This window comes from Vibrio sp. 1249-1 (assembly GCF_033340495.1).
In genome coordinates, this window is sequence record NZ_JAWOWJ010000003.1 from 487,941 (window position 1) to 514,591 (window position 26,651).

Annotated in this window: 23 protein-coding genes and 3 pseudogenes; 9 read left to right on the forward strand and 17 right to left on the reverse strand. The window is 44.3% G+C overall.

Features of this window, described 5'->3' with window-relative positions; translation table 11 throughout:
* Position 1 precedes the first annotated feature (1 nt).
* The 5 genes and pseudogenes from R7Z50_RS08850 to R7Z50_RS08870 all read left to right on the forward strand — a co-directional run bounded on the left by R7Z50_RS08850 (position 2) and on the right by R7Z50_RS08870 (position 4,690).
* Complete coding sequence (locus tag R7Z50_RS08850) at positions 2–1,438, forward strand: aldehyde dehydrogenase family protein (RefSeq protein WP_318149022.1); 1,437 nt, start codon at positions 2–4, stop codon at positions 1,436–1,438.
* 142 nt (positions 1,439–1,580) lie between these two features.
* Positions 1,581–1,742, forward strand: a pseudogene (locus tag R7Z50_RS08855) (rubredoxin); the annotation flags it as partial.
* On the forward strand, positions 1,731–3,014 hold the full coding sequence (locus R7Z50_RS08860) for an NAD(P)/FAD-dependent oxidoreductase (protein ID WP_318149029.1): 1,284 nt from the start codon (positions 1,731–1,733) through the stop codon (positions 3,012–3,014). The pseudogene R7Z50_RS08855 and the gene R7Z50_RS08860, both read left to right, overlap by 12 nt.
* A 12-nt stretch (positions 3,015–3,026) precedes the next feature.
* Complete coding sequence (locus R7Z50_RS08865) at positions 3,027–4,343, forward strand: FAD-binding oxidoreductase (RefSeq protein WP_318149023.1); 1,317 nt, start codon at positions 3,027–3,029, stop codon at positions 4,341–4,343.
* Entirely contained in the window at positions 4,340–4,690 is a 351-nt protein-coding gene (locus tag R7Z50_RS08870; RefSeq protein ID WP_005375208.1) for an ethanolamine utilization protein EutQ, read from the forward strand. The genes R7Z50_RS08865 and R7Z50_RS08870 overlap by 4 nt, the downstream gene beginning before the upstream one ends.
* A gap of 226 nt (positions 4,691–4,916) precedes the next feature.
* Here R7Z50_RS08870 and azu read toward each other — a convergent pair whose 3' ends face one another.
* The 4 genes from azu to norR form a co-directional block, all read right to left on the reverse strand.
* Positions 4,917–5,369: an azurin gene (azu, locus tag R7Z50_RS08875; protein WP_005375211.1), complete on the reverse strand. Its 453-nt coding sequence runs from the start codon at positions 5,367–5,369 to the stop codon at positions 4,917–4,919.
* A 335-nt stretch (positions 5,370–5,704) separates the two neighbouring features.
* Positions 5,705–6,355 carry an HAD family hydrolase gene (locus R7Z50_RS08880; RefSeq protein WP_053307895.1) on the reverse strand — a complete coding sequence of 217 codons (651 nt, stop codon included), beginning with the start codon at positions 6,353–6,355 and terminating at the stop codon, positions 5,705–5,707.
* Between the two features lie 269 nt (positions 6,356–6,624).
* A complete protein-coding gene (locus R7Z50_RS08885; RefSeq protein ID WP_053307894.1) occupies positions 6,625–7,143 on the reverse strand; it encodes a hypothetical protein in 519 nt (172 codons plus the stop codon).
* A 397-nt stretch (positions 7,144–7,540) separates the two neighbouring features.
* A complete protein-coding gene (gene norR, locus R7Z50_RS08890; protein ID WP_005375220.1) occupies positions 7,541–9,073 on the reverse strand; it encodes a nitric oxide reductase transcriptional regulator NorR in 1,533 nt (510 codons plus the stop codon).
* A gap of 190 nt (positions 9,074–9,263) precedes the next feature.
* On the opposite strand from norR, the gene norV reads away from it, so the two are divergent.
* The 4 genes from norV (at position 9,264) to R7Z50_RS08910 (ending at position 13,369) form a co-directional block, all read left to right on the forward strand.
* Positions 9,264–10,766, forward strand: a complete 1,503-nt coding sequence (gene norV, locus R7Z50_RS08895) for an anaerobic nitric oxide reductase flavorubredoxin (RefSeq protein WP_318149024.1) — start codon at positions 9,264–9,266, stop codon at positions 10,764–10,766.
* 10 nt (positions 10,767–10,776) lie between these two features.
* Positions 10,777–11,925, forward strand: coding sequence for an NADH:flavorubredoxin reductase NorW (gene norW / locus R7Z50_RS08900; protein ID WP_169628850.1), 1,149 nt, complete (start codon positions 10,777–10,779; stop codon positions 11,923–11,925).
* A gap of 42 nt (positions 11,926–11,967) precedes the next feature.
* The gene (locus R7Z50_RS08905; RefSeq protein WP_054701793.1) at positions 11,968–12,306 is read left to right on the forward strand and encodes a DUF1971 domain-containing protein; all 339 of its coding nucleotides are present in this window, start codon (positions 11,968–11,970) and stop codon (positions 12,304–12,306) included.
* Between the two features lie 184 nt (positions 12,307–12,490).
* Entirely contained in the window at positions 12,491–13,369 is an 879-nt protein-coding gene (locus tag R7Z50_RS08910; RefSeq protein WP_005375233.1) for an NAD(P)-dependent oxidoreductase, read from the forward strand.
* Between the two features lie 194 nt (positions 13,370–13,563).
* On the opposite strand, the gene R7Z50_RS08915 is transcribed toward R7Z50_RS08910, so the two are convergent.
* The 13 genes and pseudogenes from R7Z50_RS08915 to R7Z50_RS08975 form a co-directional block, all read right to left on the reverse strand.
* The gene (locus R7Z50_RS08915; protein WP_017821260.1) at positions 13,564–15,003 is read right to left on the reverse strand and encodes a catalase; all 1,440 of its coding nucleotides are present in this window, start codon (positions 15,001–15,003) and stop codon (positions 13,564–13,566) included.
* Between the two features lie 291 nt (positions 15,004–15,294).
* A complete protein-coding gene (locus R7Z50_RS08920; RefSeq protein WP_005375238.1) occupies positions 15,295–15,912 on the reverse strand; it encodes a glutathione S-transferase family protein in 618 nt (205 codons plus the stop codon).
* A 14-nt stretch (positions 15,913–15,926) separates the two neighbouring features.
* On the reverse strand, positions 15,927–16,961 hold the full coding sequence (locus tag R7Z50_RS08925; protein ID WP_206970766.1) for an NADP-dependent oxidoreductase: 1,035 nt from the start codon (positions 16,959–16,961) through the stop codon (positions 15,927–15,929).
* A gap of 151 nt (positions 16,962–17,112) precedes the next feature.
* Entirely contained in the window at positions 17,113–17,712 is a 600-nt protein-coding gene (locus tag R7Z50_RS08930) for a TetR/AcrR family transcriptional regulator (protein WP_005385858.1), read from the reverse strand.
* 50 nt (positions 17,713–17,762) lie between these two features.
* Positions 17,763–18,082 (reverse strand): annotated as a pseudogene (gene yqfB / locus R7Z50_RS08935) (N(4)-acetylcytidine aminohydrolase).
* A 67-nt stretch (positions 18,083–18,149) separates the two neighbouring features.
* Complete coding sequence (locus R7Z50_RS08940; RefSeq protein ID WP_031781000.1) at positions 18,150–18,545, reverse strand: VanZ family protein; 396 nt, start codon at positions 18,543–18,545, stop codon at positions 18,150–18,152.
* Between the two features lie 2 nt (positions 18,546–18,547).
* Positions 18,548–19,855 (reverse strand): oligosaccharide flippase family protein, encoded by a 1,308-nt coding sequence (locus R7Z50_RS08945; RefSeq protein WP_318149025.1) that lies wholly within the window; start codon positions 19,853–19,855, stop codon positions 18,548–18,550.
* Positions 19,856–19,863: 8 nt separating this feature from the next.
* A complete protein-coding gene (locus tag R7Z50_RS08950; protein ID WP_206970768.1) occupies positions 19,864–20,895 on the reverse strand; it encodes a glycosyltransferase family 4 protein in 1,032 nt (343 codons plus the stop codon).
* Positions 20,892–21,725, reverse strand: a complete 834-nt coding sequence (locus R7Z50_RS08955; RefSeq protein WP_005375258.1) for a putative capsular polysaccharide synthesis family protein — start codon at positions 21,723–21,725, stop codon at positions 20,892–20,894. The genes R7Z50_RS08950 and R7Z50_RS08955 overlap by 4 nt, the downstream gene beginning before the upstream one ends.
* A gap of 15 nt (positions 21,726–21,740) precedes the next feature.
* A complete protein-coding gene (locus R7Z50_RS08960) occupies positions 21,741–22,961 on the reverse strand; it encodes an O-antigen ligase family protein (protein ID WP_395219570.1) in 1,221 nt (406 codons plus the stop codon).
* Positions 22,936–23,982 carry a glycosyltransferase gene (locus tag R7Z50_RS08965; RefSeq protein ID WP_170897549.1) on the reverse strand — a complete coding sequence of 349 codons (1,047 nt, stop codon included), beginning with the start codon at positions 23,980–23,982 and terminating at the stop codon, positions 22,936–22,938. Before R7Z50_RS08965 ends, R7Z50_RS08960 begins: the two co-directional genes overlap by 26 nt.
* Complete coding sequence (locus R7Z50_RS08970; RefSeq protein ID WP_206958994.1) at positions 23,957–24,784, reverse strand: putative capsular polysaccharide synthesis family protein; 828 nt, start codon at positions 24,782–24,784, stop codon at positions 23,957–23,959. Before R7Z50_RS08970 ends, R7Z50_RS08965 begins: the two co-directional genes overlap by 26 nt.
* Positions 24,762–26,576: pseudogene (locus R7Z50_RS08975) on the reverse strand (GumC family protein); the annotation flags it as partial. The pseudogene R7Z50_RS08975 and the gene R7Z50_RS08970, both read right to left, overlap by 23 nt.
* Positions 26,577–26,651: the final 75 nt, after the last annotated feature.

The window sequence follows — 26,651 nt, forward strand, 5'->3', positions numbered from 1 at the left end:
TATGATGCATTACCTTAATTATATTGATGGTGAGTGGTGCGATTCAGAGCAAGCGCTGACCGTCATTAACCCTGGCACAGCCGAAGCGTATGCGACGATTGCAGAAGCCACTATCACCGATGCAGATCGCGCAATGGCAGCGGCACGTCGAGTGGTCAATCAAGGCCTTCTTTCGGACGTTCGTCCAGCCGTCAGAACCGAGTGGATGTTAAAAGCCGCCGCGGCTATTCGTGAAATGGTTGATGAAGGTGGGTTAGTTGCCTGTCGTGAAAATGGGAAATCTTTGCAAGATGCCAAAGATGAGTTTTTAGAATCGGCACGTTACTTCGAATACTACGCTGGCATGGCCGACAAGCTGGAAGGCACGTCAATTCCGTTGGGTAAAGATTATGTCGATTTCACCCAATATGTGCCGTTTGGTGTGTCAGTGCAGATTGTGCCGTGGAATTTCCCAGTTTCTATTTGTGCACGCTCATTAGCACCTGCATTAGCTGCTGGTAACGCAGTGGTGATCAAATCGCCAGAGATTTCTCCACTTGCCATGACGTTGTTGATTAAAGCGATTGAAAAAGCGGGCTTCCCAAAAGGCACGATTAACTTGCTATGTGGCAAAGGCTCCGTAGTTGGCAGCCACTTGGTGCAGCATCAAGATGTTGATCAAATTGTCTTTACAGGTTCTGTGCCGACCGGCCAACGCATACTGAAAGATTCAGCGCAACGCGCTACTCCATCGGTGATGGAGCTGGGTGGTAAATCGGCCGCTATCGCACTGAAAGATGTGAGTCTCGAAACGCTTTTACAAAGCGTTCAAGTCGGTATTTTCTTTAACGCTGGTCAAGTTTGTTCGGCAATGTCTCGTTTGCTAATTCAAAAAGAGCGTTATGAAGAAGTAAAAGCGGCGGTAGTGAAAATGGCGCAAGACCTAACCATTGGTCAAGGTGAAAGCCAGCCGGATATAACACCGTTGGTATCGGCTGATCAACAAGCGCGCGTGCTTGAAATGATAGAACAAGCAAAAGCCGACGGCGCGAACATCCTAACGGGTGGATACGCCCCTGATTTGTCGGGTTACTTTGTGGCACCGACGGTGATTGAAGCCTCACCAGATATGCGTATTGCTCAAGAAGAAGTGTTTGGTCCTGTACTGGTAATTACACCGTTTGAAACCGAGCAAGAGGCCGTTGAAATCGCGAATGGCACCGATTTTGGCCTGGTCGCTGGTGTCTTTGGTGAAAGCCTAAACCAAACATTGCGTGTGGCACAGCAACTGCGTGGTGGACAAGTGTTCATCAATGAATGGTTTGCTGGTGGCATCGAAACACCATTTGGTGGCGTGGGCTTGTCCGGGTTTGGGCGAGAAAAAGGACAAGAAGCGATTTATAGCTACGTCCAGACACGCAATATTGCCATTCGTTTGCAGCAAGACAGCAACGTATAGCTACCGTGTAACTGTATTTTCATCACCTCGTACCGGCTTGGATTTCAGACCACAAGCTAGGGCGAGGTTGATGGAATCACAACAAATCTGACAGCGGTTTGTAAACACGGAAATTCTGAACAAGGTAGTTGGAGTATAAGTGATGAGAAAGTGGCTCTGTATTATTTGCGGCTTAATCTATGATGAAGCACAAGGTTGGCCATCCGATGGAATTGCACCAGGAACAGCATGGGAAGATGTACCGGATGACTGGTTATGTCCTGACTGTTTAGTGGGTAAGGCCGATTTTGAAATGATCGAAATTACCGACGATGCGCCAGTAGAAGAGGTCGCGGCAGTGTCTTCGGTATCGGTAGGATCGTCTGTTCAGCCAAATACGGCTCAGCCTCTTCCATCTGAAGTTACTCAACCTGTATTCTCAAATGACCCTATCGTTATCATCGGTAGTGGCCACAGTGGTTACCAGTTGGCGGCGGCACTTAGAGCACAATCCGAGACGGTTGCTATCACCATCTTTACCGCTGATGATGGCGCTTTGTACAGCAAACCAGCATTGTCTAATGCACTGGTCATGAACAAAGACGGCGACGCGCTACAAAGTGAGAGCGCGTTGGAGTGGGAAAGCCGTCTCAATATCCGAGTTTACCCGCATACCCGTGTTGAACAGATCGATCGTGCCAATTCAACGTTACATACCTCCATCGGTAAATACGCCTACAGCCGCTTGGTACTGACAACAGGTGCATCACCGATTGAAATCCCAATTGAGGGCGATCGCTCTTGGGTTATGAGTGTGAACGACTTAGTTGATTACCGCCGTTTCAGAGCGGAGCTGCAAGACAAAAAGCGCATCGCGATCCTAGGTGATGGCTTAATTGGCTGTGAGTTCGCAAATGATCTGATCGAAAGCGGTTATGAAGTAACAGTTATCGGGTTGGGTCAATGGCCAATGGAGCGTTTGATCCCGCAACAGTTGGGTGAATCATTACAAAGCGCACTTGCCGATCGAGGCGTGCAATGGGCTCTACAAGACAGTATCACCAGAATCGAACCAAGGTCGGAATCTAGTGCGGTTTTACATCTAAACAGTGGCAAGCAGATTGAAGCAGATCTAGTGCTGAGCGCGGTTGGACTCAAGCCAAATGTTTCTCTGGCTGAGCAAGCAGGGCTCGAAGTGGGCCGCGGCATTAAAGTGAATCAATTCGGCCAGACGAGTGATGAGAATATTTACTCGCTAGGTGACTGTGTTGAAACTGAGCAAGGTTGGCAGCCCTATATTGCGCCGATTAATCAAATGATCCCTTCTGTAGCGAAAAGCTTGCTAGGCGATGTCGCCCCTATCTCGTTAACACCAACTCCAGTGATTGTAAAAACGCCGATTCTTCCACTCACGATTTTCCCGGTAGCCGCTGAAGAACAGGGACAATGGTACATCGAGAACCAAGCAGATGAATTGACCGCTGCGTTTTATTCACCAGAAGGAGCAATGCTCGGTTTTGCGTTGCTAGGAAGAAAAGTACAGTCATTACGCGGCCCTTGGCTAGATCAATTGTCATTGAAACTGTCAGCAGCGTAGCGGAGAAAAAAGATGATTCATTTACCCAATGATGACGTGACGTGTGGTTGGTACCATGCGTTGCCAAGTATTCCAGAAAAACTGGCGTTAAAAGGTAAACAAATTGCTGACTATGCCGTGTTAGGTGCCGGTTTCTCAGGCCTAGCTATGGCAAGACGTTTAGCTGAACTTATGCCTAATGCACGAATTATACTGATTGATGCGCAACGTATCGGCCAAGGGGCTTCAGGAAGAAATTCGGGCTTTGTTATCGATTTGCCTCATAAGTTTTCACTTGAGCATCCCGACCCTGAGCACAAACAAAAGTTATTGTCGCTCAACCGTTCTGCGATTGCTCAGCTAAACACTTTAGTGTCGAAGCACAGTATTTCTTGTCAGTGGTCAGCAAAGGGCAAATATCAAGGAGCCGTAGGGGCGCGCGGTGAAGCGTATCTCGATCACTTTGAGCACCTAATGAAAGACCTTGGCGAACCATACTTCCATGTTAATGGCAGTGAGCTGGCGAAAGTCTTGGGAACCAACTACTACAGCCGCGCAATTTACACGCCAGGTGGTTATTTAATGCAACCTGCTGCTTTGGTGCGTGGGCTAGGGGAAAGCCTTCCAGAGAACGTCGAGGTGTTAGAGAACTCGCCAATCCGCAAGCTCAGTAAAGAAAACGGTTGCTGGGTATTACATGGAGATAGTGGCTCTGTTGAAGCCCCTGAACTGCTGCTTGGGACCAGCATTTTTACTCGGGAGTTTGGTTATCTTAAAAACAGACTACTTCCAGTGATGACGTTTGCAAGCTGGACGCGTCCATTGACTGACGCAGAAATGCAGCGATACGGAGGAGAGCTGAATTGGGGCCTAACTCCAGCTGATCATGCGGGAACGACGTTACGTATGACCGCCGATCGACGTATTTTGATCCGCAATACTTACAAACACGTGCCGAAATATGGCTCAAGCATGAACGATAAAGTCAGAGAACAAATCCGAGACGATCATCGTCAAGTCTTTTTGGCGCGTTACCCCGAGCTGGCCGACGTACCATTTACTCACACATGGGGTGGGGTATATGCCATCTCTCGTAACTTTACTAACTTTTTTGGTCAATTAGATGAAGGTGTTTATGCCAGCGCTTGCGACAATGGTGTTGGTGCTGCGTGGGGAACCATTTCTGGAACACTGTTAGCTGACTATGTCGTTGGTGCGACATCTAAATCATTGGATGACATACAGCAAGTGACAGGAATGCCTTGTTTGAATCCGCCAGAGCCTTTTTTAGGTTTGGGAGTAAAAACGCGTATCCAATTAGCAAAATGGCAAAGCCGGAGTGAATTATGAAGCAAGTCAAACTTGTTGATAGTAAAAGTCTAGATTTCAATGTTCGTGGTGATACGCCGGGAATGGCGTATGTTGCAAGGGCGTTAAGCCCAGAAATTTCACCAAACATAGGCGTAGGCTTTGCTAAATGGGAAGGCGCTAAAGTGGCTTGGACAGTGCTTTATGATGAAGTTATTTTCGTGATTGAAGGCTGTTTCGAGCTGACCGCAAATGGTGAAACACATTTTGTGCACCCAGGTCAGATGCTGTGGATACCGGAAGGGACTGAATTGGTTTATGGTGGGCATGCTCTGTTCGGCTATGTGGTTCATCCAGGAAACTGGAAAGAGTTACATGGTATTGAATGACTTTTATCATTTAGTAGTGTCTCGGAAAGGCAAAACAAAAATCCGATTTTTACCCATGAGTTTTCGTAAAAGAACTTAATCTCAATGGAGCAAGGGTTTCTTACTTGCTATGTTTCTTGGTCACGTTTCCAGACGTGTTAGACCTTTCTCAATTGCTATTTTATCTATCAAAAAGGGAAGCCTTGGCTTCCCTATAATGAGTCTTCTTTTGGCTTGGCTAAATCTTTTATTTTAGCTCAAATTTACCCTGCATGATTGCCCAGTGACCCGGGAATGAACAGAAGAATGAATAGTCACCGCCGGCTTTCATTTTCTCAGTACTGAACGTAATGCTGGTGCTTTCACCGCCACCAATTACTTTTGTGTGAGCGTAGACGCGATCATCATTTGGTTTTACGTAGTTATTTTCTGCTCCAGCTGCCATGCCATCAGTACCGACTGCTTGTAGGTTGGCTGTGTCAGAGATGACCACGTTGTGACCCATCGATTGCGCTGGCATCTTACCTGTGTGATTAAGCGTCAGTTTTACCTCTTTACAAGTGGCTGGTACGCTCAATGTTTTAGTAGAAAACTGCATCATATCGTTAGCATCTAATGACACTTCACACTCGGCACTGGCTTGGGCACCAAAGCTCATTCCTACTAATGCGAAGGTTGTTGCTAATAAACGTAAAGACATATAACACTCTCCATTTTGTATTTTAGGCTGACTTGGATTGATCTTATCCAATAGTTCTCATTATCAGCCAATTTTCACTCCAAAAACGTGCTTCAATCGGTATATTGACGTTTTGTTGCAAGCTTGTACTGGTCAGTTCCGCTATTTGATCACTCAAATGCCTTATTTCATGCGATTGCGTGAGTTAAATCAAAAGTCGTGATTAGCCAGAGTTAAGGTGAAAATAATCTCTCTAAACGGTTGGCAGAATTGTTTGGTTTTACGGTATTGGAGAGGTTTCAAGAAAGAAGCTCAGTTAAATTGCTGAGCTTCTAGAGAACAGACGACAAGTAGACCTAGCGAGTTTGTTTTAACGCATGCAACACATCATGCAGTGAAGGTGCGACAGTATGGCCTAATTGCTTTATTTCGTCACAAGGCTCAACCAAATCAGGAATTTGATAAGTGATCATGTTCGCTGCTACCGCAGCACGTACGCCATTATTTGAATCTTCAAAGGCGAGACATTTGGTTGGATCTACGCTTAGACGACTTGCTGCAAGCAGGTAGATCTCTGGATCAGGTTTGCCGTGTGACACTTCACAGCCTGTCGTTAAGTTGTCGAAATACTTGCTTAGGCCCGCTAACTCCAACTTCTTCTGTGCCACTTCTTTTGCTGTAGAAGTGGCGACTGCAATTGGCAACCCTTGGCCTTTCAACCACTCAAGCAGCTCAATCACCCCTTCTTTTACCGGTATCGCTTGGTGCTTAACCACAGCGTCGTAACGGTCGCGCCACTCTTGGTGTAAGCGGTCAAGATCATCCCCATAAGCTTTACGAAAAATCACTTCAATGCCCGCTGCATTGCGACCAATGATTGAAAGGTAAACATCTTTATAGAAGGGTAGGTTCTGGGCTTCACATGCTTCTTGGAAAATATGCATACAGACGCGCTCAGTATCAAGGAGCAAACCATCCATATCAAAAATAGCAGCTTGGTAGTTCATTACATTAAGACTTTTTGGTTGGGATGGCGCATTTTGACACAAGCAGATCGTTTTTTCTTCTAAAAATTAGAACTTGATTTTGATCCTATGAGTTCACATTGCCTCTGAACACACTATACACAGAGTCTATAAATTAGGTGTGAAATATAATATTTTTAAAATTATAAAAATTTCAGTTAAATAGATAAAACTCTATCTTAATATAAGCTAGAGTTTTATTAATATTCTATTGTTATTTTAACTATTGGATAATTTATTAATAGTTAAAATTAATAATAAAATAATACCAAGTCACGATTGTTTACGACTGCATGAGTGTACCAGCTCTTGACTTCAGATATTTGTTGCTCTGATAAGCCTCCGAAGTCAACGTTATCTTGGTGAATATCTTGATTTTTTATCATAAAAACAACAGGGAAATCGTCAGGGAGTGGGAATTTTATGGGATAATCGGTATTAGTGAATGGAATATCGCAGAAATCGTTTACATCGCAAGGATACCAAGAGTTATTGGATAAGTAATAACCAGTGATCTTACATATAGCTTCAAGCAAGTAAGCATAGGCGTAACCCAAGTGACTGTATTTTATCTCTTCAGACAGCATCTGCATAAGAAGCTCTTCAGCTCGGATGCTTTCGCCACTACTTTCCAGCATTTCATTAATCACTTTAAAGGAGTCTTGACACCTTTCCATGATGGCTTTTTCTAGCTCTGGATTACGCTCATTCTTTAGTACGTTAAAAACCTTTTCAGTATCTAATGAATATACTGTCGCCCCATATCCCATATTTTATTCTCCTCACTTTTATACAGTTAAATTCATTTAAGTGTTTTTATCGAAGGGATTATATTTTGATGTTTTTTGAAGGTAAAGTGTATACATAGAGGTTGTATTTATTATGATGAACTTTGAAAGTTTAGATTCTTAAAATAAATACTATATATTTAATTTTATTAGATCTGGCTCATAAAAATACCTTAACTATTATTGTGTTTATTGTTAAGGGTTATTAAATCTGTGAGGTGGTTCAAGACAATAAAATTTAGAAGAAAATACCGTCAAACTTAGGTGGCTATTCTATCTGAGCACTCAGCTCACTACTTATAGTGGGCTGAGTGAGCGGTTGGGCATCGGCTCTTTATTTGGCGATGAATATGCCATATTAGGTGATATTCGTTAGTGTCTATTTTATCCCTAGCCGTTTTGCTAATCGGTGCAAATTGCCGTTATCTAATTCAAGCTGACGTGCCGTTGCTGCCCAGTTACCTTGGTTCTCTTCCAGAACTCGAACAATCATCGCTTTTTGGAAGGCGTCTGTGGCAGGCTTTAATCCGCCTTCTGGTAGCTCAAGCCGAGATTTTTGTTCCGTTTCTTCAACGTTCTTGATGTTCTGATTCGGCGTTCGGATGTCAAAATCTTGCTCAACTAACTCAATGTCCATGGCGTGGGTACGCGCTTTTGCCAAAACACCAGCACGTTTAATGACATGTTCAAGCTCTCGCACGTTGCCTGGCCATGAATAGTCTTTGAGTGCCTGCACCAAAGTGGGGGACAAACGAATGCTGTTCAATCCCAATTTGCTTCTTAAACGTTCGGCAAAAAAGCCTGCGAGTAACACCACATCGTCTTCACGTTCACGAAGAGGTGGAACATGAAGCGGGAAGACGCTTAGACGGTGATATAAGTCGGCTCGGAAGCGACCAGCAGTCACTTCTTCATGCAATATACGGTTGGTGGCGGCGACAATGCGTGTATTGACTCGAATATGGCGGTCATCACCCACACGTTGAATGTCGCCGTATTGTAGGGCTCGAAGTAACTTGGCTTGCAGCTCTAACGACAGTTCGCCGACTTCATCTAAAAACAGTGTGCCGCCATCGGCTTGTTCGAACTTACCCTTGCGATTGCTGATTGCGCCTGTAAATGCGCCTTTGATATGGCCGAACAACTCGCTTTCCGCGACTGATTCTGGCAGCGCCGCACAGTTGAGGTAAACCAAAGTATTGCTAGAGCGGCTAGAGCGATGGTGAATAGCGCTGGCAACCAACTCTTTACCTACGCCCGTTTCTCCCATGACCAACACAGACAATTCCGTATCGGCGACTGCATCAATCTGCTCTTGAAGATTCTTCATGCCCTGAGAGTTGCCAATGATTTCGTTACTTAAGGTGCGCTTCTCGGCGTAAGAGTCGCGTGGCAGGCTCGCTTGTGTCTCTAGTTGTTCTAGTAGGAGTGCAGTGTGTAGGCCACCTGCTGCCAACGCGCTGACAAAACGTAACTCTTGGTTGCGTAGCCCATCAAATTGATTGGGGTCGAAGGCGTCAATCGTAATGGCACCAATCAGTTGATCGTCGATCAGCAGAGGTAAACCAATGCAGGAATGGACATGCAGTTTGTCATCGTGGTTTGGAATCAAGCCATCGTATGGATCAGGTAAGTCGCTGTCAGAGGGAAAGCGCACGATATCGCCTGCTCGGGCAATGGCTTCTAATCTTGGGTGCTGCTCAATGGAGAAACGGCGTCCAAGCACTTCTTTCGCCAATCCATTGATCGCTAAAGGTTTAAAGTGTTGGTCTTCATACAAAAGAAGGGCAGAAGAGTCACACTTCAATACCTCTCGAATCGTGGTTAACAACGTATCGAAGCGAGCCTGTTGAGTGAGGGCCGAGTTAAGGTCTTGCGTGATGTGTAGCCATTGCGCGATTAAAGAAGTCATAGCCAATACCGATTGTGTCAATATGACTATTGTAGTGTCTTAATGACAATTTTCAACTGTGTCTAAATGACACTTGTTAAAGTTGGATTTCAATTAAGATATTGAAATATATGGCAATTAAAAGTTGGCATGCCCAGTGCAATACAAGAAGAAATTAGTTTTGTTTATCCCGTCATTCAAGGTAGTAATTATGACAATTCACGTAAAAAACAACATCCACTGGGTAGGTCAACGCGATTGGGAAGTCCAAGATTTCCACGGTACAGAATACAAAATGACAAAAGGTACCAGCTACAACAGTTATCTAATTCGTGAAGAGAAAACCGTATTGATTGATACGGTCGATCATCGATTCAGTCAACAATTCATCCAAAATTTAGAAATGGAAATCGATCTTAAGTCTATCGACTTTATCGTGGTAAACCATGCAGAGGAAGATCACTCAGGCGCATTGTCGGCATTAATGGAGAAGATTCCGAACACGCCAATTTACTGTACAGAAGCGGCGATTGATTCCATCGTTGGTCATCACCACCATCCTGAGTGGAACTTCAAAACCGTAAAAACAGGCGACAGCATTGATATTGGCAACGGTAAGCAATTGGTGTTCGTGGAAGCGCCGATGCTGCATTGGCCAGACAGCATGATGACTTACCTAACTGGCGATGCAGTATTATTCAGCAATGACGCATTTGGTCAGCACTACTGCGATGAACGCTTATTCAATGATGAAGTGGATCAAAATGAGTTGATGGAACAGTGTTTGCGTTACTACTCAAACATCCTAACGCCATTCAGCAGCTTGGTAACCGCAAAAATCAAAGAAGTGCTGAGTTTCAATTTGCCTGTCGACATGATCGCAACGTCACACGGTATTGTATGGCGCGATAATCCGGTTCAAATCATCGAGCAATACTTAGCATGGGCAGACAATTATCAAGAAGATCGCATTACGATTTTCTACGATTCAATGTCAAACAACACTCGAATGATGGCCGATGCCATTGCGCAAGGCATTCACGATGTCGACCCTGGCGTGGCGGTCAAAGTCTTTAATGTCTCTAAGCATGATAAGAATGAAATTCTCGCCAACGTATTCCGCTCAAAAGGCATCTTGGTTGGTTCTTCTACCATGAATAACGTCATGATGCCGAAGATCGCAGGCATGCTAGAAGAAATTACCGGTCTGCGCTTTAAGGCGAAGAAAGCCGCTGCGTTCGGTAGCTACGGTTGGAACGGTGGTGCGGTGGATCGTATCCATGCTCGATTGACTGACGCAGGCTTTGAAACCGCAGTGAGCTTGAAAACAAAATGGCGACCAGATGGTAAAGCGATGCGTGAATGTCGCGAACATGGTCAGAACATCGCGAAATTGTGGGCAAAGCATGACCTGACTAGTCCTGTTCTTGCTCCGGCGATTGCTGCGTCTGCACCACAAGTTCAATCACAACCCGCTGCACAAGTAGCAACACAAGCGGTAGTAGATGCTGCTCCTAGCAACCCTAGTGCCGAGGCGCATCCTGCAGATTGCCAATGCATGGTTTGCACCGTTTGTAATTGGGTATACGACCCAGCTAAAGGCGAGCCTAATCAAGGCGTTGAACCGGGTACGGCATGGTCTGAAGTGCCAGATTACTTCTTGTGCCCAGAATGTCACTTGGGTAAAGACGTCTTTGTCGAATACAACGGGTAAGGGGGCGAATATGCAAGCACCTATTGTGATTATTGGTAGCGGCTTTGCGGCTTACCAATTGGTGAAAACAGTGCGTCGAATGGACGCACATATTCCGCTGCAAGTGTTTACTGCTGATGATGGCGCGGAATACAACAAGCCTGATTTGAGTCATGTATTCAGCAACAAGCAAACCGCCCAAGACTTGGTAGTTAAAAGTGGTGAGGCGTTCGCACAGGAACACAACATCGAACTGCTCGCCCATACCATGATTGAGCATGTCGACGTGCAAGCTCAGCAAGTGGTCGCCAACGGCCAAACCTATCCTTACTCCAAACTGGTGTTTGCGACAGGCGCGAAAGCTTTTGTGCCGCCAATATCTGGCGATGCAGCACCTGAGGTGATAACGCTGAACTCGCTACAAGAATATCAATTAGCGGAAGAGCAAATCAGCCGTGCGGAACGAATTCTAGTAATGGGTGGTGGTTTGATCGGCGTCGAGATCGCCATGGATCTCGCAACCAGTGGTAAAGCGGTTACGGTGGTTGAGCCAAATTCCCGTTTGCTCGCTAACTTGATTCCTGAATTCATCGCATTGCCGCTCGAAAACCAACTTAAGCAGCAAGGTATTCAACTTGCCTTGGAGACTGGGGTAGTTGCGATCAATCACTCAGATGATTCGCTGGTGGCAAGCTTGAGCAAAGGTAAAGCAATCGAAGCCGATGTAGTGATTTCAGCGGCGGGTTTACGTGCTAACACTTGGTTAGCGAAGGCTTGTGGGGTGAGCGTGAACAAAGGCATCGAGGTGGATGCTCGATTACAGACATCAGTAGCTAATGTATTTGCATTAGGCGATTGTGCTGAGATCCAAGGTCGAATGATGCCGTACCTCCAACCGATCGTGCTAAGTGCCAATGCTTTGGGCAAACAGCTACTAGGGCAAGAAGCCGAGCTGAAACTACCGCCTATGATGGTAAAGGTGAAAACGCCGAGCTACCCAATTCAATTGGCAGGCGATTTTAGTTCGGTGACGAACTGGATCGTGCAGATTTCTCAAACAGGCATTGCCGCTAAGGCAGAAGATGAAAATAGCCGACTTATGGGCTTCGTCGTGACGGGAGAGCAAGTTACGCAAGCATTTCCATTACTTCGAGAGTTGTCTCAAGCCGCGCAGGCTTAACCGATTTAAACGAAAAGAATTGTAATTAGAGAGGGTATCATTATGTCGCATCTACGAATTCCCAAAGACTGGACTGTTCAACGTTCAACGCCTTTCTTCACTAAAGACAATGTGCCAGCAGCGCTGCTGACTCATCACAATACCGCTGAGGGAGTGTTTGGACAGCTGTGCGTCATGGAAGGGCAAGTGACCTACTACGGCTTTGCTGATGAACACGCAACAGAAGCAGAAGTAGTGGTGGTGATTAATGCAGGCCAGTTTGCTACCAGCCCACCGCAGTACTGGCACCGTATTGAGATGAGCGATGATGCTCAGTTCAACATCAATTTCTGGTCGAATAAAGACAAGAGTGGGCAAGCGATGTTCCACGCTAAGCAGTAGTGAACCTTTGTAAGTGCTTTGACTGTTACGCTAATCGTCAAGTAAAGGGGTGTAGAAGGCGCAATAAACGGACTGCAATGCAGGATCATCGAGACCGAGGAAAGAGAAATCACGAGTAATGATTTCAATTCTTTAGTAGCATGTTACGAAACATTTCAGTCAGGTGAACTAAGGGAAGCGTGCAATGGAAAAACAACGAGTAGCATTTATTGGTCTGGGTGTGATGGGATACCCAATGGCTGGTTACCTAAGTAAAGCGGGCTTTGAAACCAAAGTATACAACCGCACAAAAGCGAAAGCCGACAAATGGGCTGAAGAATACCAAGGCGTAGCTTGTGAAACACCACGTGAAGCGGCAGAAGGCTGTGACATCGTTTTTACCTGTGTGGGTAATGATGATGACGTTCGTAGCGTTGTTTACGGTGAAGAGGGCATTCTGGTCGGCTTGAAAGCGGACGCAGTGCTAGTCGATCACACGACCACTTCTGCAGACCTAGCGGTTGAGCTGGCTGAAGCGTGTGCTAAGTATGGTAATCACTTCATTGATGCGCCAGTTTCTGGTGGTCAAGCAGGCGCAGAAAATGGTGTTCTAACCATCATGTGTGGTGGTGAACAAAGCATTTTTGACCGTGTGTCTCCGGCGATGGATGTGTACGCGAAGCAGATGACGCTACTGGGTGAAAACGGTCAGGGTCAACGCTGTAAGATGGTAAACCAAATCTGTATTGGAGGCGTTTTACAAGGTCTGAGTGAAGCTTTGTTGCTGGCACAAAAATCAGGCTTGGACATCGCTCAAGTTGTAGAAACGCTTAAGCATGGCGCTGCAGGTTCTTGGCAGATGGAAAACCGCGCAAATACGATGGCTGAAGACAAGTTCGATTTTGGCTTCGCTATTGATTGGATGCGCAAAGACTTAGGTTTCTGTCTGCAAGAAGCTGAGCGAGTGGGTCTAGAACTTCCACTGACTAAGAAAGTGGATGAGCAATACGCAGACCTTCAACGTGATGGTTTAGGTCGCATGGATACATCAGTACTGATCAAAGCGGTAGCTAAAAATCAGTAGTTGATGAATCAGTAATAGATAAACAGTTCTTTGGTATCAAAGAGCTTAAAGAAATCTAAGTTAATCATAATGAATCTCCTTGAGCATGGTTTGTGACTTGTGATTAAGGATTAGTGATTTGAAATCAGGAGGTGCTGTAGAGCACCTCCTTTTTTCGTCTTTAAATCACGCAGTGTAATGATTGCAGCGTTCGCTTACTTGTTTAAGCCTAGTGCAATTTCAAGACCTTTGCCGTACGCTTCGTCCGCTTGGTATGCGTGTTGAACGTGGCGCTGTTGGATGAACTCTGGCACACCGTCCATTGCGCGAGCTGTGTTATCGAACAGAGTTTGACGTTGCTCTTCGCTCATCAGACGGAATAGGTCACCCGCTTGGCTGAAGTAGTCTTCGTCTACACGATGATCGTAGTGATCAGCGTTGCCATTGATGCGTAGAGGTGGCTCAGAGTAATCTGGTTGCTCTGCCCATTCTTGTTTGTAGTTTGGCTCGTAACCCAGTGTTGAACCAAAGTTGCCATCAACGCGCATTGCGCCATCACGGTGGTAGCTGTGAACAGGGCAACGAGGTGCGTTCACTGGGATTTGATGATGGTTCACACCTAGACGGTAACGCTGAGCATCGCCGTAAGCGAACAGACGACCTTGTAGCATCTTATCTGGAGAGAAGCCGATACCAGGTACAACTGCTGCTGGGTTAAACGCTGATTGCTCAACTTCTGCGTAGAAGTTTTCTGGGTTACGGTTCAGTTCGAACTCACCAACTGGGATCAGTGGGTAGTCTTTTTGAGACCATACACGTGTTAGGTCGAATGGGTTGAAGTTGACTTCATCCGCTTCTAACTCAGGCATGATCTGTACGTACATCTTCCATTTAGGGAAGTCTTGACGCTCAATCGCTTCGTAAAGGTCACGGTGATGGCTTTCGCGGTCTTTACCTACGATGGCTTCTGCTTCTTGGTCAGTCAGGTTCTTGATGCCTTGTTGAGTTTTGAAGTGGAATTTCACCCAGTAACGTTCGTTTTCTGCGTTGATGAAGCTGAATGTGTGGCTACCAAAACCATGCATATGACGGTAAGAAGCTGGGATACCACGGTCACTCATTACGATAGTCACTTGGTGGAATGCTTCTGGTAGTGATGTCCAGAAATCCCAGTTGTTGGTAGAGCTACGCATGTTAGTGCGAGGGTCGCGTTTTACTGCGTGGTTTAGGTCTGGGAATTTTAGTGGGTCACGTAGGAAGAATACTGGTGTGTTGTTACCAACCAAGTCCCAGTTACCTTCTTCAGTGTAGAATTTAAGTGCGAAACCACGGATGTCGCGTTCTGCGTCTGCAGCACCGCGCTCACCAGCTACGGTAGTGAAGCGAGCGAATAGTTCTGTTTTTTTGCCGATGTCAGAGAAGATCTTAGCGCGAGTGTATTTTGTGATGTCGTGCGTTACTGTGAACGTACCGTAAGCACCAGAACCTTTTGCGTGCATACGACGCTCTGGGATCACTTCGCGGTCAAAGTGTGCCAATTTTTCAAGGAACCAAACGTCTTGTAATAGTTGAGGGCCACGAGGACCTGCAGTCATAACGTTTTGGTTATGTGCGACAGGGCAACCTGCTGCTGTAGTCAATTTCTTGTTTGTCATTTTTCTTCCCCCTCCAGGGTTCAATACCTTAGAAACTGTAGAGGAGGTTATTACGGAAAAGCTGGGGGAGAAAACTGATATTGCTTATCAATTCAATAGATGGTGACTATGGTCGAAACTATATTAGAATCAGAAATTTACTACATTAGCTTGATTGACATAACAATCGGCGTTCTCGAAAGCGATTGACTGGGGGGGAGCGCTATCCAGTTAGCGTGTCTGCGATGCTAGTAATATCGCCCCTTAAATGAAGTTTTACGTGTGATCAAAGGGGCGAAAGGGGGGAAGTAATTAAGAGTACTTCACTTCAAGTTGTTCAGCTTTTGCAAATGCTGGGTGTGTCGCGAGCTGTTTCCCATAACGTTCAATATTAGGGAAGTGATTAACTAAACCAAACTTTTGAACCAATTCGACAATGAAAGACATCATGATGTCAGCGCCAGTCAGACGCTCTTCTACTAGGTAAGTTTTGCCTTCTAAGGATTGCTCGAAGTAGCCTAGTACATTCATTGCTTCCTTGTCGGCATAGCCTGATAAAAACTGAGTTTCATTTGGCTCTTTGCTTACGAAGATTTTTAGCAACATAGGTAAAATTGCAGAGCTTTCTGCAAAGTGCATCCATTGCAAATATTCTGTGTGTGCTTTTGTACCACGCTCAGGAGCAAAGGCTCCGTCACTGTATTTCTCAATCAAATATTCGGTCATTGCACCTGACTCAATGATAATCTCGCCGTTATCTTCAAGAACAGGTGACTTTCCTAATGGGTGAACACTTTTTAGTTCTGGCGGTGCCATGAAGGTCACGGAATCACGGACATAGGGTACAATTTCGTAATTTACATCTAGCTCTTCAAGTAACCAAATGATGCGCTTTGAACGAGACTGATTGAGGTGGTGAAGTTTAATCATTTACATATCCCTTTTTATAATGGGTCGTTAATCTGTACTACAAGCTTGCCGAAATTCTTACCTTCCAACAGACCGATGAATGCTTCTGGCGCATTATCCAGTCCTTGTACTAGATGTTCGCAGTATTGGATCTTTCCTTCTGCCAACCATTGATTAATATCTTGCGCAAATTCACCGTAACGATGTCCGTAATCATCAAAAATGATGAAGCCTTGCACCTTGATTCGTTTGGTCAGGAGCTTACCCATTAGTAATGGAAGGTGGTCGGTACCTTCAGGCTGCTCTGTCGCGTTGTACTGAGAAATCAAACCACAAAGTGGGATACGCGCATTTGTATTCAGAAGTGGCATTACAGCCTCGAATACTTTGCCACCTACGTTTTCGAAGTAAACATCGATACCTTTGTCACAGGCATTTTTCAGTTGTTCTGCAAAGTCTTCAGCTTTGTGATCAATACACTCATCGAAACCAAGCACCTCTTTAGCGTAACGGCATTTTTCTTCTCCGCCTGCTATACCAACAACTCGGCAACCTTTGATTTTACCAATTTGACCAACTGTTGCGCCTACAGGCCCCGTAGCAGCTGCTACCACGATGGTTTCCCCTGGTTTTGGCTGACCAATGTCGAGTAAACCCATGTACGCGGTAAATCCTGGCATACCTGCAACGCCTAACGCGTAAGAAGGGTTTTGCGGTTCTTTACCAAGTTTAATGACCATCTCACCAGTTGAGATAGCGTAGTCTTGCCAGCCAACAGTGTAGGCAAGAACCCATTCACCCGCTTCGTAATCTGGGTGGTTTGATGTTTCTACCTGACAAACTGTACCACCGACCATTACGTCATCAATTGCAACAGGGTCAGCGTATGATTCGGCATCACTCATGCGACCACGCATGTATGGATCTAGAGATAAATAAACCGTTCTCAATAGCATTTCACCCTCTTTCGGAGTCGGTTTCGTTACCTCTTCTAAACGAAAGTTTTCTTGTGTCGGTGCACCATGGGGACGTGACGCGAGTACGATTCTGCGATTTGTTGCGTTAGTCATATCTATCTCACTTGTTGATTAGACCGGTCGTCTAGTATTTATTTCAAAATATCCCGCTTATTTAAAGCGGGAAGGTTTACTGTGTTAACACTGACGCTTTTTCTGACAGTGAAACGTGTGTAGGGTGTTCATTCTGCTTCCACGCCGCCTGTTATGGACAAGTGCGCGTATTCTGCAGTAAGTGTTGAGTATAGGTCAGACTTTGCGTCAATGCTGCCTGATCTTGATAAAGTTTGTTCAGCAAGCTAGCGCCATTCCAAAGGTAGTATATCTGCCTTGCTAATAACGCACTGTCACCATTGGGGATTGAGCCATCTTGAATGCCGATGTCTATGCAATCCGCTATCGCTTGAATGGTTTTGTCTGCTCCTTGGCGTAATGCCAAGCGCATTGACTCAGAGAGATCGGAGACTTCTGCACTTAACTTGACCAATAAACATTTGTTCGCATTACACACGTCGTCTTCTACTTTGACCATTTCTTCGAAATAGCTCATTAGGCGTTGGTAGCCACTCAGTTCAGTATTGGTAAAGCGTGCGTTTAAACGCTCAAAATACTTAGTAAAGTAGTCTTGAATCATCGCTTCACCAAATTGTTCTTTGGATTTGAAGTAATGATAAAACGAGCCTTTTGGCACTGCGGCCTTTTTTAATAGCTCTGAAAGACCAACACTCGTGAACCCTCGGTTTACGATCAACTCATATCCGACGTCGAGAATATGTTGGCGTGTGTCATTCGTCTTTGCGTTCATGAAGTGTACTATAGAATGAATTAGACCAGTCGTCTAGTATTTGTTGTGGGTTATTTAATCAGCTCATACTCAATAACAAAGAGCGTGTCGGTATTTGGGTAGATTTCTCGAATTAACTGCTTGAGTTTTGGTAGTTCGATGGCTTCTTGTTCTGCATGAAACTCATTAATATCTTCAAAGTGAAGTGGTTCTACAGAACGTATCTTGATATCGCAGACTTTACGATCCGTTTCTAAGGTAAAAACTTCGACTTCTGTATTGGGAACGTAATGGCTTTCTGATTCATCTCGAATCGTTATCGTCTTTTTGCCTGACGTGATCAACGGGGTTAAGAATTCAAAAAAGTAATCTTGGTTGGATGAGATGGCATGATGTACTCGTTAGTCTGGTTGTTTGGCGTAATTATATACCCAAATACCCCAGAGATTCCTGTCTTACTAGAACGATCGAGCGCGGATGAAACGAATTAACTTGGCACTAAAGTAACCTGAGATAACGCCTATCCAGTTGGTGCTGAGATCATCAAAACTAAATGATCGATTTGGAATAAAAAGTTGGCTTATTTCTTCCATTGAAACGATAGCCAACAGCAGTAGCAAAAGACGAATCCCAAAAATGTCGGTTTTATTCGAGCTCACCAGAGAAGGGAACGTGAAAACCGATAAAAAGCCGATCAATAAACTGAAAGTAAAGTGAAGCGTACTCGATCCGCCTAAGTAGGTTTCCATTTGCAGGTAAGCAGTATGGTGTAGGTCAGAGCTTTTCCACAAAGAGAGTGAAGCGGTTAGCATCAGGACTAAAACAAAACTCGTGCGTGCCAGTATTAAAGCCATAATTAACCTATTGGAAAGAAGCCTAAGTAACGTTTTACAAAGTACAGTGCAGCTAAATTCTGGATAGCCATGCCAATTGCCATTGCCCACGCTGCACCAATCACCCCAAACATTTGGCAAAGCGTAACAAGTAGGCAGATAGACACCGTACCGGAGGAAATTGTAATGTATTTCATGGTTCTCTCATGACCGCTCATTAATAATAAAAACCCTACTGAACCAGTCGCAACATTGACTAACTGCCCCAGAGAAAGGACGACTAATAGTGGCGCCGCGGCGAGAAACTCCTCACCAAAAAACTGCATTACAAACTCGGGGAAGAGGGTGCAAATAATTACGGGTACAATCGCTAAACCAACATTGGCTCGGCACGCCAAGCGGCTCAGGTTCTGCAGTTTGAGCATTTGACGCTCTTTGTAGAGAGAGGCAAACATCGGGGCGACCACAAAGTTAATGGTAATCAGCACAAAGCCAATCAGTAGTGATGTGCGTTGGGCTGCGGCTAACAAACCGATTTCCGCTGTTGAGATAAAAAAGCCCGCAATAACAAGGCTTCCCCATTGAAGAACATTCGTGAAGATACTGCCAACCCAGACTTGCTTGGCAGAAGTGACCATTTTTTTGTTTGGTACGAAAGCCGATGTTTGATATTGATCTGAGCCAAGCCAATTGGCACTAGATATGACCGCGACACCTATGCTCGCTAAAAGCAGTGCGGTCATTAGATTGTTGATATTTTGCTGACCGATATAGTCTAGGGCAAAGACAAAAATGACCATCAACATGCTTACCCCAAGCTGCAACGCAAACAGAGATGATACGACTTTTCTACATGCTTGAAGCACCCGACTGTTGGTTTGCGCAAGCACCAAGAAAGGTATGCAAAGCAAGCATAAAGTAATCGCATACATTGGTGATTGAGTCTGGTTTAGCTGTTCTGGAAACAGATTAAACCCTGCCAACAAAACGCCTATGGCGAGCAAGCAAAATGCCATACTTCGATAAAGTGCGGTTTTATAGTTTTGGCTTTGTTCAAGCTTCTCTTTGTTATTAAAAGCGATCGCATTGTAACGAACTAACGAGACATCAAAACCTAGCTGAGAAACGATGGCGAGTAGCGAGACTAGGTTGAATAAAAAGAAAAATTGACCGGCCGTCGAAGCGTCACTGGTCTTCGATACAATCAGAGTCAGTAAAAAAGCAAATAGCGCACTCAACACACGTGTGATTGCGGTTTTTAATCCAGTAGATAACAAGCTTTTTTTACCGCTGGGCATCAACAGTAATTTTTGTTGAACAGTGTGAAACATAGGGGCATTTAACCGTAAATATTATTGAGTGCGAGGCGCTGCTTTTCTTCACTGAAGGCATCGTTTAATTGTGCTGTATATTGGCGAAAATCGATCTCTTCATAATGATTGACACAATGCGCGATCTGCTTGGTCATTTCTTCAGGTGTGAGCGCTAAAAACGGGTAGTTGAGATCTTTGGTTGCGCCGATGGTCCGAATAACCATAGGAAGATGTAACTTGGATGCTTCTAGAATGGTTAACGGCATCCCTTCCCATGCTGCAGTGTGTAGATAAAGGTCTGAACCCTTGAGCTTTTCAACTACCTCATCGCGAGGCAGCATACCCGTTACATCCACATTTTCAGTACGTAATTTCTGTTCGAGTACGTGGTCACCGCCACCTATCCATGTGATCTCTATCGGGCGGTTAAGCGCATACCGATTAAGGAACTGCAATGTGTTGATAAGAAACTGAGGATCTTTTTGGGGCGCGACACGACCAAGTACAACGAGCTTCAGCGCTTCTTGCTTGTTTCGCTCTATACGATCTTCACTTTGATAAGACACGTAGTTGTTGAGCAATTCGGCACGTTTCGCACCAATGCTAATGGCTAGGTCACACTCTCGTTGGCTACAGCCTGCAACCACATCAATTTTGCTCAGTTTTACTTTCTCTAGTGCTTTATAGATCTGGCGTGCAAGCTCTGAGATATCTTCACGTTCGAAGGCATAACAGTGCGGTGTGTAAACCAAGCGTGCCTTGCCAAGCTTTAGAAATCGGCCGAGAAATCCTGCTTTACTCGAGTGCAAATGCACGACGTCGGGACCAAGTGATGCAATCATGTGGTTTGCATCGCGAATAAATTGAAGCAAGCCGCCTTCTACCCACTTTGTCTGTACGAAAATGTGGTGGTTGTTCTCATTGGTCAAGTCGTTTTCTCGGGCTCTGGCTAGCAAGAAATGCTGATAAGGCTCGTCTCTGGATGAGTGAACATAACTATAGAGGGCGGTTTGAACGCCACCTCCAAATGCTTCTGTAACATGGAGCACTTTCTTCATGATGATTTTGTCCCTGGTGTTTGCATCCATTTGTGTTTAAAAGCATCACGCTCTTGCTCTGAATAAACGTGGCGATACAAGGGAAGATCGTACATATAGAACAGTTTTGAGAAGTCGTAGTGATTCTTAAAGTGTTGGTGGATATTGGAGTACCACTTGTTTTTCGCTTCGTTGCTGTTTTTCAGTACGAAGTCTTGCAACTCAAGAAACTCACCGATTTCTTTATCAAGAGAACTGAGCTGTTCGCATTTGATTAGCATGACGTTGGCCTGATCGTTCTGGAATGTGAAGAAAGGTTGAGTGTTGTCCAGCTCTTGGCGCATCACATCGATATTGAAATTACGCTTTAACTCGTTGTCGAACCAGTCCGCAAAATAGTTGAGATTGATATAGTTATCAAAGCAATGCTCGAGGTGCTGATACGTGACTTCCATATCTCGGTGAATTGCATCATTCTTTTTGCCTTCGATAAATTGCAAATGGAGGTCTTGAAAGAAACGAGAAAAGACAGTTGCGATTGGATCGCGGACCAGCGTAACGATTTTAATCTGCTCGCGTTTTTGTAAGATACGTTTTCGCTGCTTGAGCACTAAGCGATAGAGTGCGCGGTTTCGGAAGTCGAAGAATTTACTCACGTCTTTTTTATTGTGATACATGTGAAATTCTTCGTGATCATCAAAGGTGTGGATGTGATAGCTCGGGATATTTTTCTCCCCTAGCGTGTGCTCAATTGATGAGGAGCCAACTTTGCCCATTTGGTAAACTAAAACAAAATTATCAGCTTGGAGTTCTCGGTTCTTTTCAAATTGTCGAGAGATTGAATACTTCATCTATCCTATCCTTGATTATTCATATTCGTGGTGATGGTTTACCGGAAAAGTATGAGCAATGGCCCTTGAGTCGTTGCTAATGCTGATCATGACGGGTAATAAGAGTATTAAAATTATGGTGGTGTTTACCGCAACGAAAAACACCATGATGAGGGCGTATATCGCAAGTAATAGGCTTTTTCTGTTTTCATTAAGACTACGGAAGCAAAAGCGAATAAAAAGAAAATAACCACCAAACAGCAGACCGATACCAAGCAATCCGTATTCAATTGCGGTATCTAACACAAAGTTGTGGGTGTAGATCGCCAGCTCATCATAATTAAAGTAACTGATCATAAAGTTGGGTAACATTTTCGCGCCGACACCTAACACCGGGTGTTGAAATAAAATATCTAGCCCATTGGCAAGTAAAAGTTTTCTATGAAGATTCGATACCCAGCGGGCTTCACTTTGGTTGGCAAATAAGACGTCTTCTTGGGTTATTTCCAATGTGTCTGCTAGCGTTTCAAACCCAACGTAGAGTGTGGTTGTGACGGCAGTAAACACAATGAAGCTTAAGGCTAATAAAATCGTCCACGTGTACGTTTCGCTGAGCGATTTTCTCATTAAGTTTTTTACGAGCAGTTGGTCAAAGAAGAAAAGCAGACAAAAACCAAGTAGCGCTTTTCTTTCTTGTGACAACACCAGTAATACTAAAGCTACGAGCATCAAAAGGTGGAAAGCGCGAATTTTATCTCGATAAAGGTACAGTAGCGAGCACAGTACACCGAACCCGTATTTACTTACCCCGAGTAACTTAAACCCGCTTTGATAGCCCTGAGCAAAGTGCCATAAGGCAACGAGCGTACAGATGAAAAACAACAGATACGTGAAATAAACCATTACCCGTTCGTCATCAAACACGCCATAGGCGTACATTAGGCTCAGTAGGCACAAAATCGCTAACCATTGCACAGTTTCTATAACTAGCGGCATTAAAGGGACGCGATTTAGCAGACCATTTATGAACACATACCCAGTGAACAATACGAGGAACCCCATACAGGGATGCATGAGTTTTTCAGCTTTTCCTTCCAATACCACTAATGCAGTAAAACCAATGGACAAAAGGCTTGCGATGTCAGAAGGGGCTAGCGCTATTCCTCCAGCACGAAACTTCATAGGAATAAAGAACAATGTTAGTAAGCACGCAGCTATTATCGGAGTTTGGTTATTTATCGGTACAAAGTTCATCATAAATTTTGTAATAGCTGTTCCTAAAGTTATTCAAAGTAAACTGGTTACAACGTTCGACAAAAAAACAGGAAGCAGCTTCATAGGAGCTTTTACTACCCACTATGTGAAGTATTTTTGTTATTAAGTCATCGGATTGACCTTGTTTAAATAAATAAGTTTTATCTCCGATTACTTCATTTAGTCCGGGGACGTCCGAGCCTAGAACTGGTAACCCTTCAGCCATAGCCTCTACAGCCGCAAGACCAAAACCTTCTACTTTTGAAGATTGCACATACAGATCGAGACTAGATAAGAATCGAGGAATGTCAGATGTGATACCATACCAATGTATACGATGATCGCAGTTCAAATCTTTTGCTTTTTTTCTAAGAACTTGTTTTTTTTCTCCGTCTCCAGCTAGATGGAGGTGGTAGTTTTCTGGTAATTTAGCTATTGCACATATTAATGTATCGTGGTCCTTATAGTGATGAAGCCTACCAACCATTCCTATGTTTATAACTCCTTTTTTTTCTAGCGCCTTATATAATTTAGGTTGTCTAGAGAATCGATGAAGATCTACACCATTGAATATTACTTCATAGCGGTCTTTGTATGCTGGTATGAATTTAACTAATGCTTCTTGAACCTTGTGAGTGATGCAAATAGTTTTGTCATTGCTCATATAAAGAAGGTGCTCCATAAACTTAAATAATGGATAGTCCCTGCGTCGATTAGTTGTGTTATGTTCTGTTTGTATTTTCCTTTTTCCAAAGGAAAATAGAGCGAGGTATATAGAAGGAAATAAATGACTATGTACCAAATCTGGCCATTGGAGTATTTTCCATTTTTCAATTAGAGACAGTGACTTCCAAACATAGCACGTCACTTCACTTTCTTTCAGTTTTTCCTCGAAATCATTGTCTGGATTAAGAATGAGAACTCGTATTTTATATTGAGGCATATGCTGGACTACTAGATCTACAAGAAAGCGCTGTGCTCCACCATTGCTAGATAAGTCATTGATTATGTGTAGTATTTTCATTTAAATACTTTTCCTTGAGTGATAGGATTTCAGAGTTTGAAAAGAAACGTTGTGCTAATTTTGATGAGAACATTTCTTCAACGTACTCGGGTGTAGGTTGAAATTGCGTTTTGAATTCTTTCATTAGTGGCGAGTACCATTTGTTGTCTGATTGATTTTCATAAACAACATCCACGGGGTAACCTAAAAAGTCTTCAACTGCGGAGTTAGCCTTCGTTAGCTTGTCACTTCGAATGACCAACAGTGAGAAGTTATTGTTATGGTATGTTTGATAGCCTACTTCGTGATTAAAAGACTCGTTAAACACATCAATCCCTGTTAGTTGTTTGATCTCGTTGTCAAACCACTGCAGCGCATATTGATGATTCATGTGCTTATCAAATGCTTCTTGGAGTAATTGCGGTCGTTCGGTACGTATTGCGCTGTCATCCTTTAGATATTTGTCCGCCATCCAAAAAGGAAGTGCTTGAAAGAACATTGAGACATTTCGTCCGATCGGTTCACGCACCAGCGAGATAATTCGAACTTTTTTCTTACGCTTTAACATGCGGCTCATCGTTATGCGCTTTAGTCGTCGCTTTAACGCATTGATCTGAGGCTTATGCAATTGCGCTCTAACGGGGGATATTTGTTTTTGCGCATCGACGGTCATAAGGTCGTGCAAGTGAATCGAGTCAGGAATGGAATGCTCTAATGCACTCGAACCTACTTTGCCCATTTGATAGATCAATACCGGTTGTTCTTGGCTTTTCAAGGTTTGGTACCAAGATAGGTTTACGTTAGTAGGCGTATTTCTGGACATAAAGCGTCTCTCCTTCCTTGGCCTTGGCTTGTGTGATTAAGACGCCAAGAGATGGAACTGAGTGTTGTATTTGTTTAGATAACGCAAGGTTAACCAGTGATGATTTTGTTGATTCTGAGCGAATGACGGTGATCAGACCATTGGCATACTGACCAAGAATAAGTGCGTCACTCACTGACAGTAGGGGCGGCGTATCGATAATGATCCGGTCATACTTATTTTGAAAATGTTCGAGCAACTTTTTAAAGCGATCAGAAGCCAGTAATTCCTGTGGGTTTGGCGGAATTAGGCCGGCCGATAATACATCTAAGTTGGCTTCTTTTATATGTGTAACACAATCTTTGATTGGCGTATCCATCGTCAGGATATGCGTTAAGCCAGGGCTTGATTCAGCAATACCGAATCGCTTTGCGATGGAAGGTCGACGTAAATCGCAGTCGATGATCAACACCTTTTCCATTTTTGAAAACGACACCGCCATATTGATACTGGTCGATGTTTTTCCTTCTTCTGGAATAGCAGAGGTAAAGGGCAATATCTTTTGCTTCGTGTTGGTTAATCTGAGCAGAAGCGAGGTTCTGACGGAGCGGCAAGCTTCACTAAATAGCTTTTCTTCATCATCTAAATACGCGGTATAACTGACGCCGTTTTTACGCAAATTGCGTTTTTTGACCATAGGAATCACACCTAAACACGTAACACCAAGTTTTTCCTGCACATCGGCTGTGCTTCGGATAACTTCTCGCATCGTTTCTAAGATGATGACCAGAGCGCAAGCAATGGCAAAGCCAAAAAAGGTGGCAATTAGTACCAGTTTGATTCGTTGTGGTGCCACCGGGAATAGAGGGATGATGGCTTTATCAGTAAAGCGAGCAGTGACATTCTTGTAGTCGCTGGTGGCGTTGGTCTCTTTCTCACGATTTAAGAACGCTTCATAGAGTGCCTTATTGGATTCAACCTCGCGTTTTAACTGTTCGTAACGCGCTTTTTGTGACCCTAACGATTGGAAGTCTGACTTTTTGTTATCGAGCTCTGCTCGAAGCATGTCCTCTTGCGCTTTTGCAGCAAGAAGGTCTTGTTGCTTACTGAAGGAAATGTCACGAATGAGTTGCTGGGTTCTTGATTGAATTTCAGCAAGCTGTGCTTTCGCCTGAATCATTCGATCATGCTTAGGTCCGTAGCGCTGTGCCAGTTCAGAGAGATTTTTGGCTGCCTGTGCTTCCGACAATTTTAGATCGCGGATTTGCGCTTGATTAGCGAATTCATCAATTGACAACAAGCTGTCTAAACTTTGCGAAGATTTACGTCGTAACAGTTGGATTAACGTCTGCGCTTCAATACGCTTATTAACAGCGATATTCAGCTTGCGAGTGAGTTCTTCTAGCTCATTTGCGTAAATTTCATCAATACCGTTGATATCGATCAACCCTTCTTTTAACAAGAATTCTTGCAGCGCTTGCTCCGAGTTACGTAATCGCTCCTCCAATTTTTGAGAGTTATTTGTCAACCAAGTAGCCGCATTTTGTGTAACGACCAATTTGGCTTCAAAATTTGCGTCAATGTAGGCTTGGCCGACCGCGTTGGCGATTGTCGTCGCAAGCTTAGGATCGGTAGAACGAAAGCGAATTCTGACTAATTGGGTGTTACGTACTGGCTCAATATCGAGTTTACTTCTGAAAGCTTGAAGTGCCTGATAATAGGACTCTGAAAACTGGGCGGTTTCTTTTGGGCTTGGTGCCACATTCAGTAGGTCTTGAACAAAAGGAATCGACTTTATTTGGTCGATTTTTTGTAAGCGTTCACCGAGGTATCTTGACTTACCAGATCTGAAGAAACATATGCAGTTTATAGATCAAAAACGTTTGGG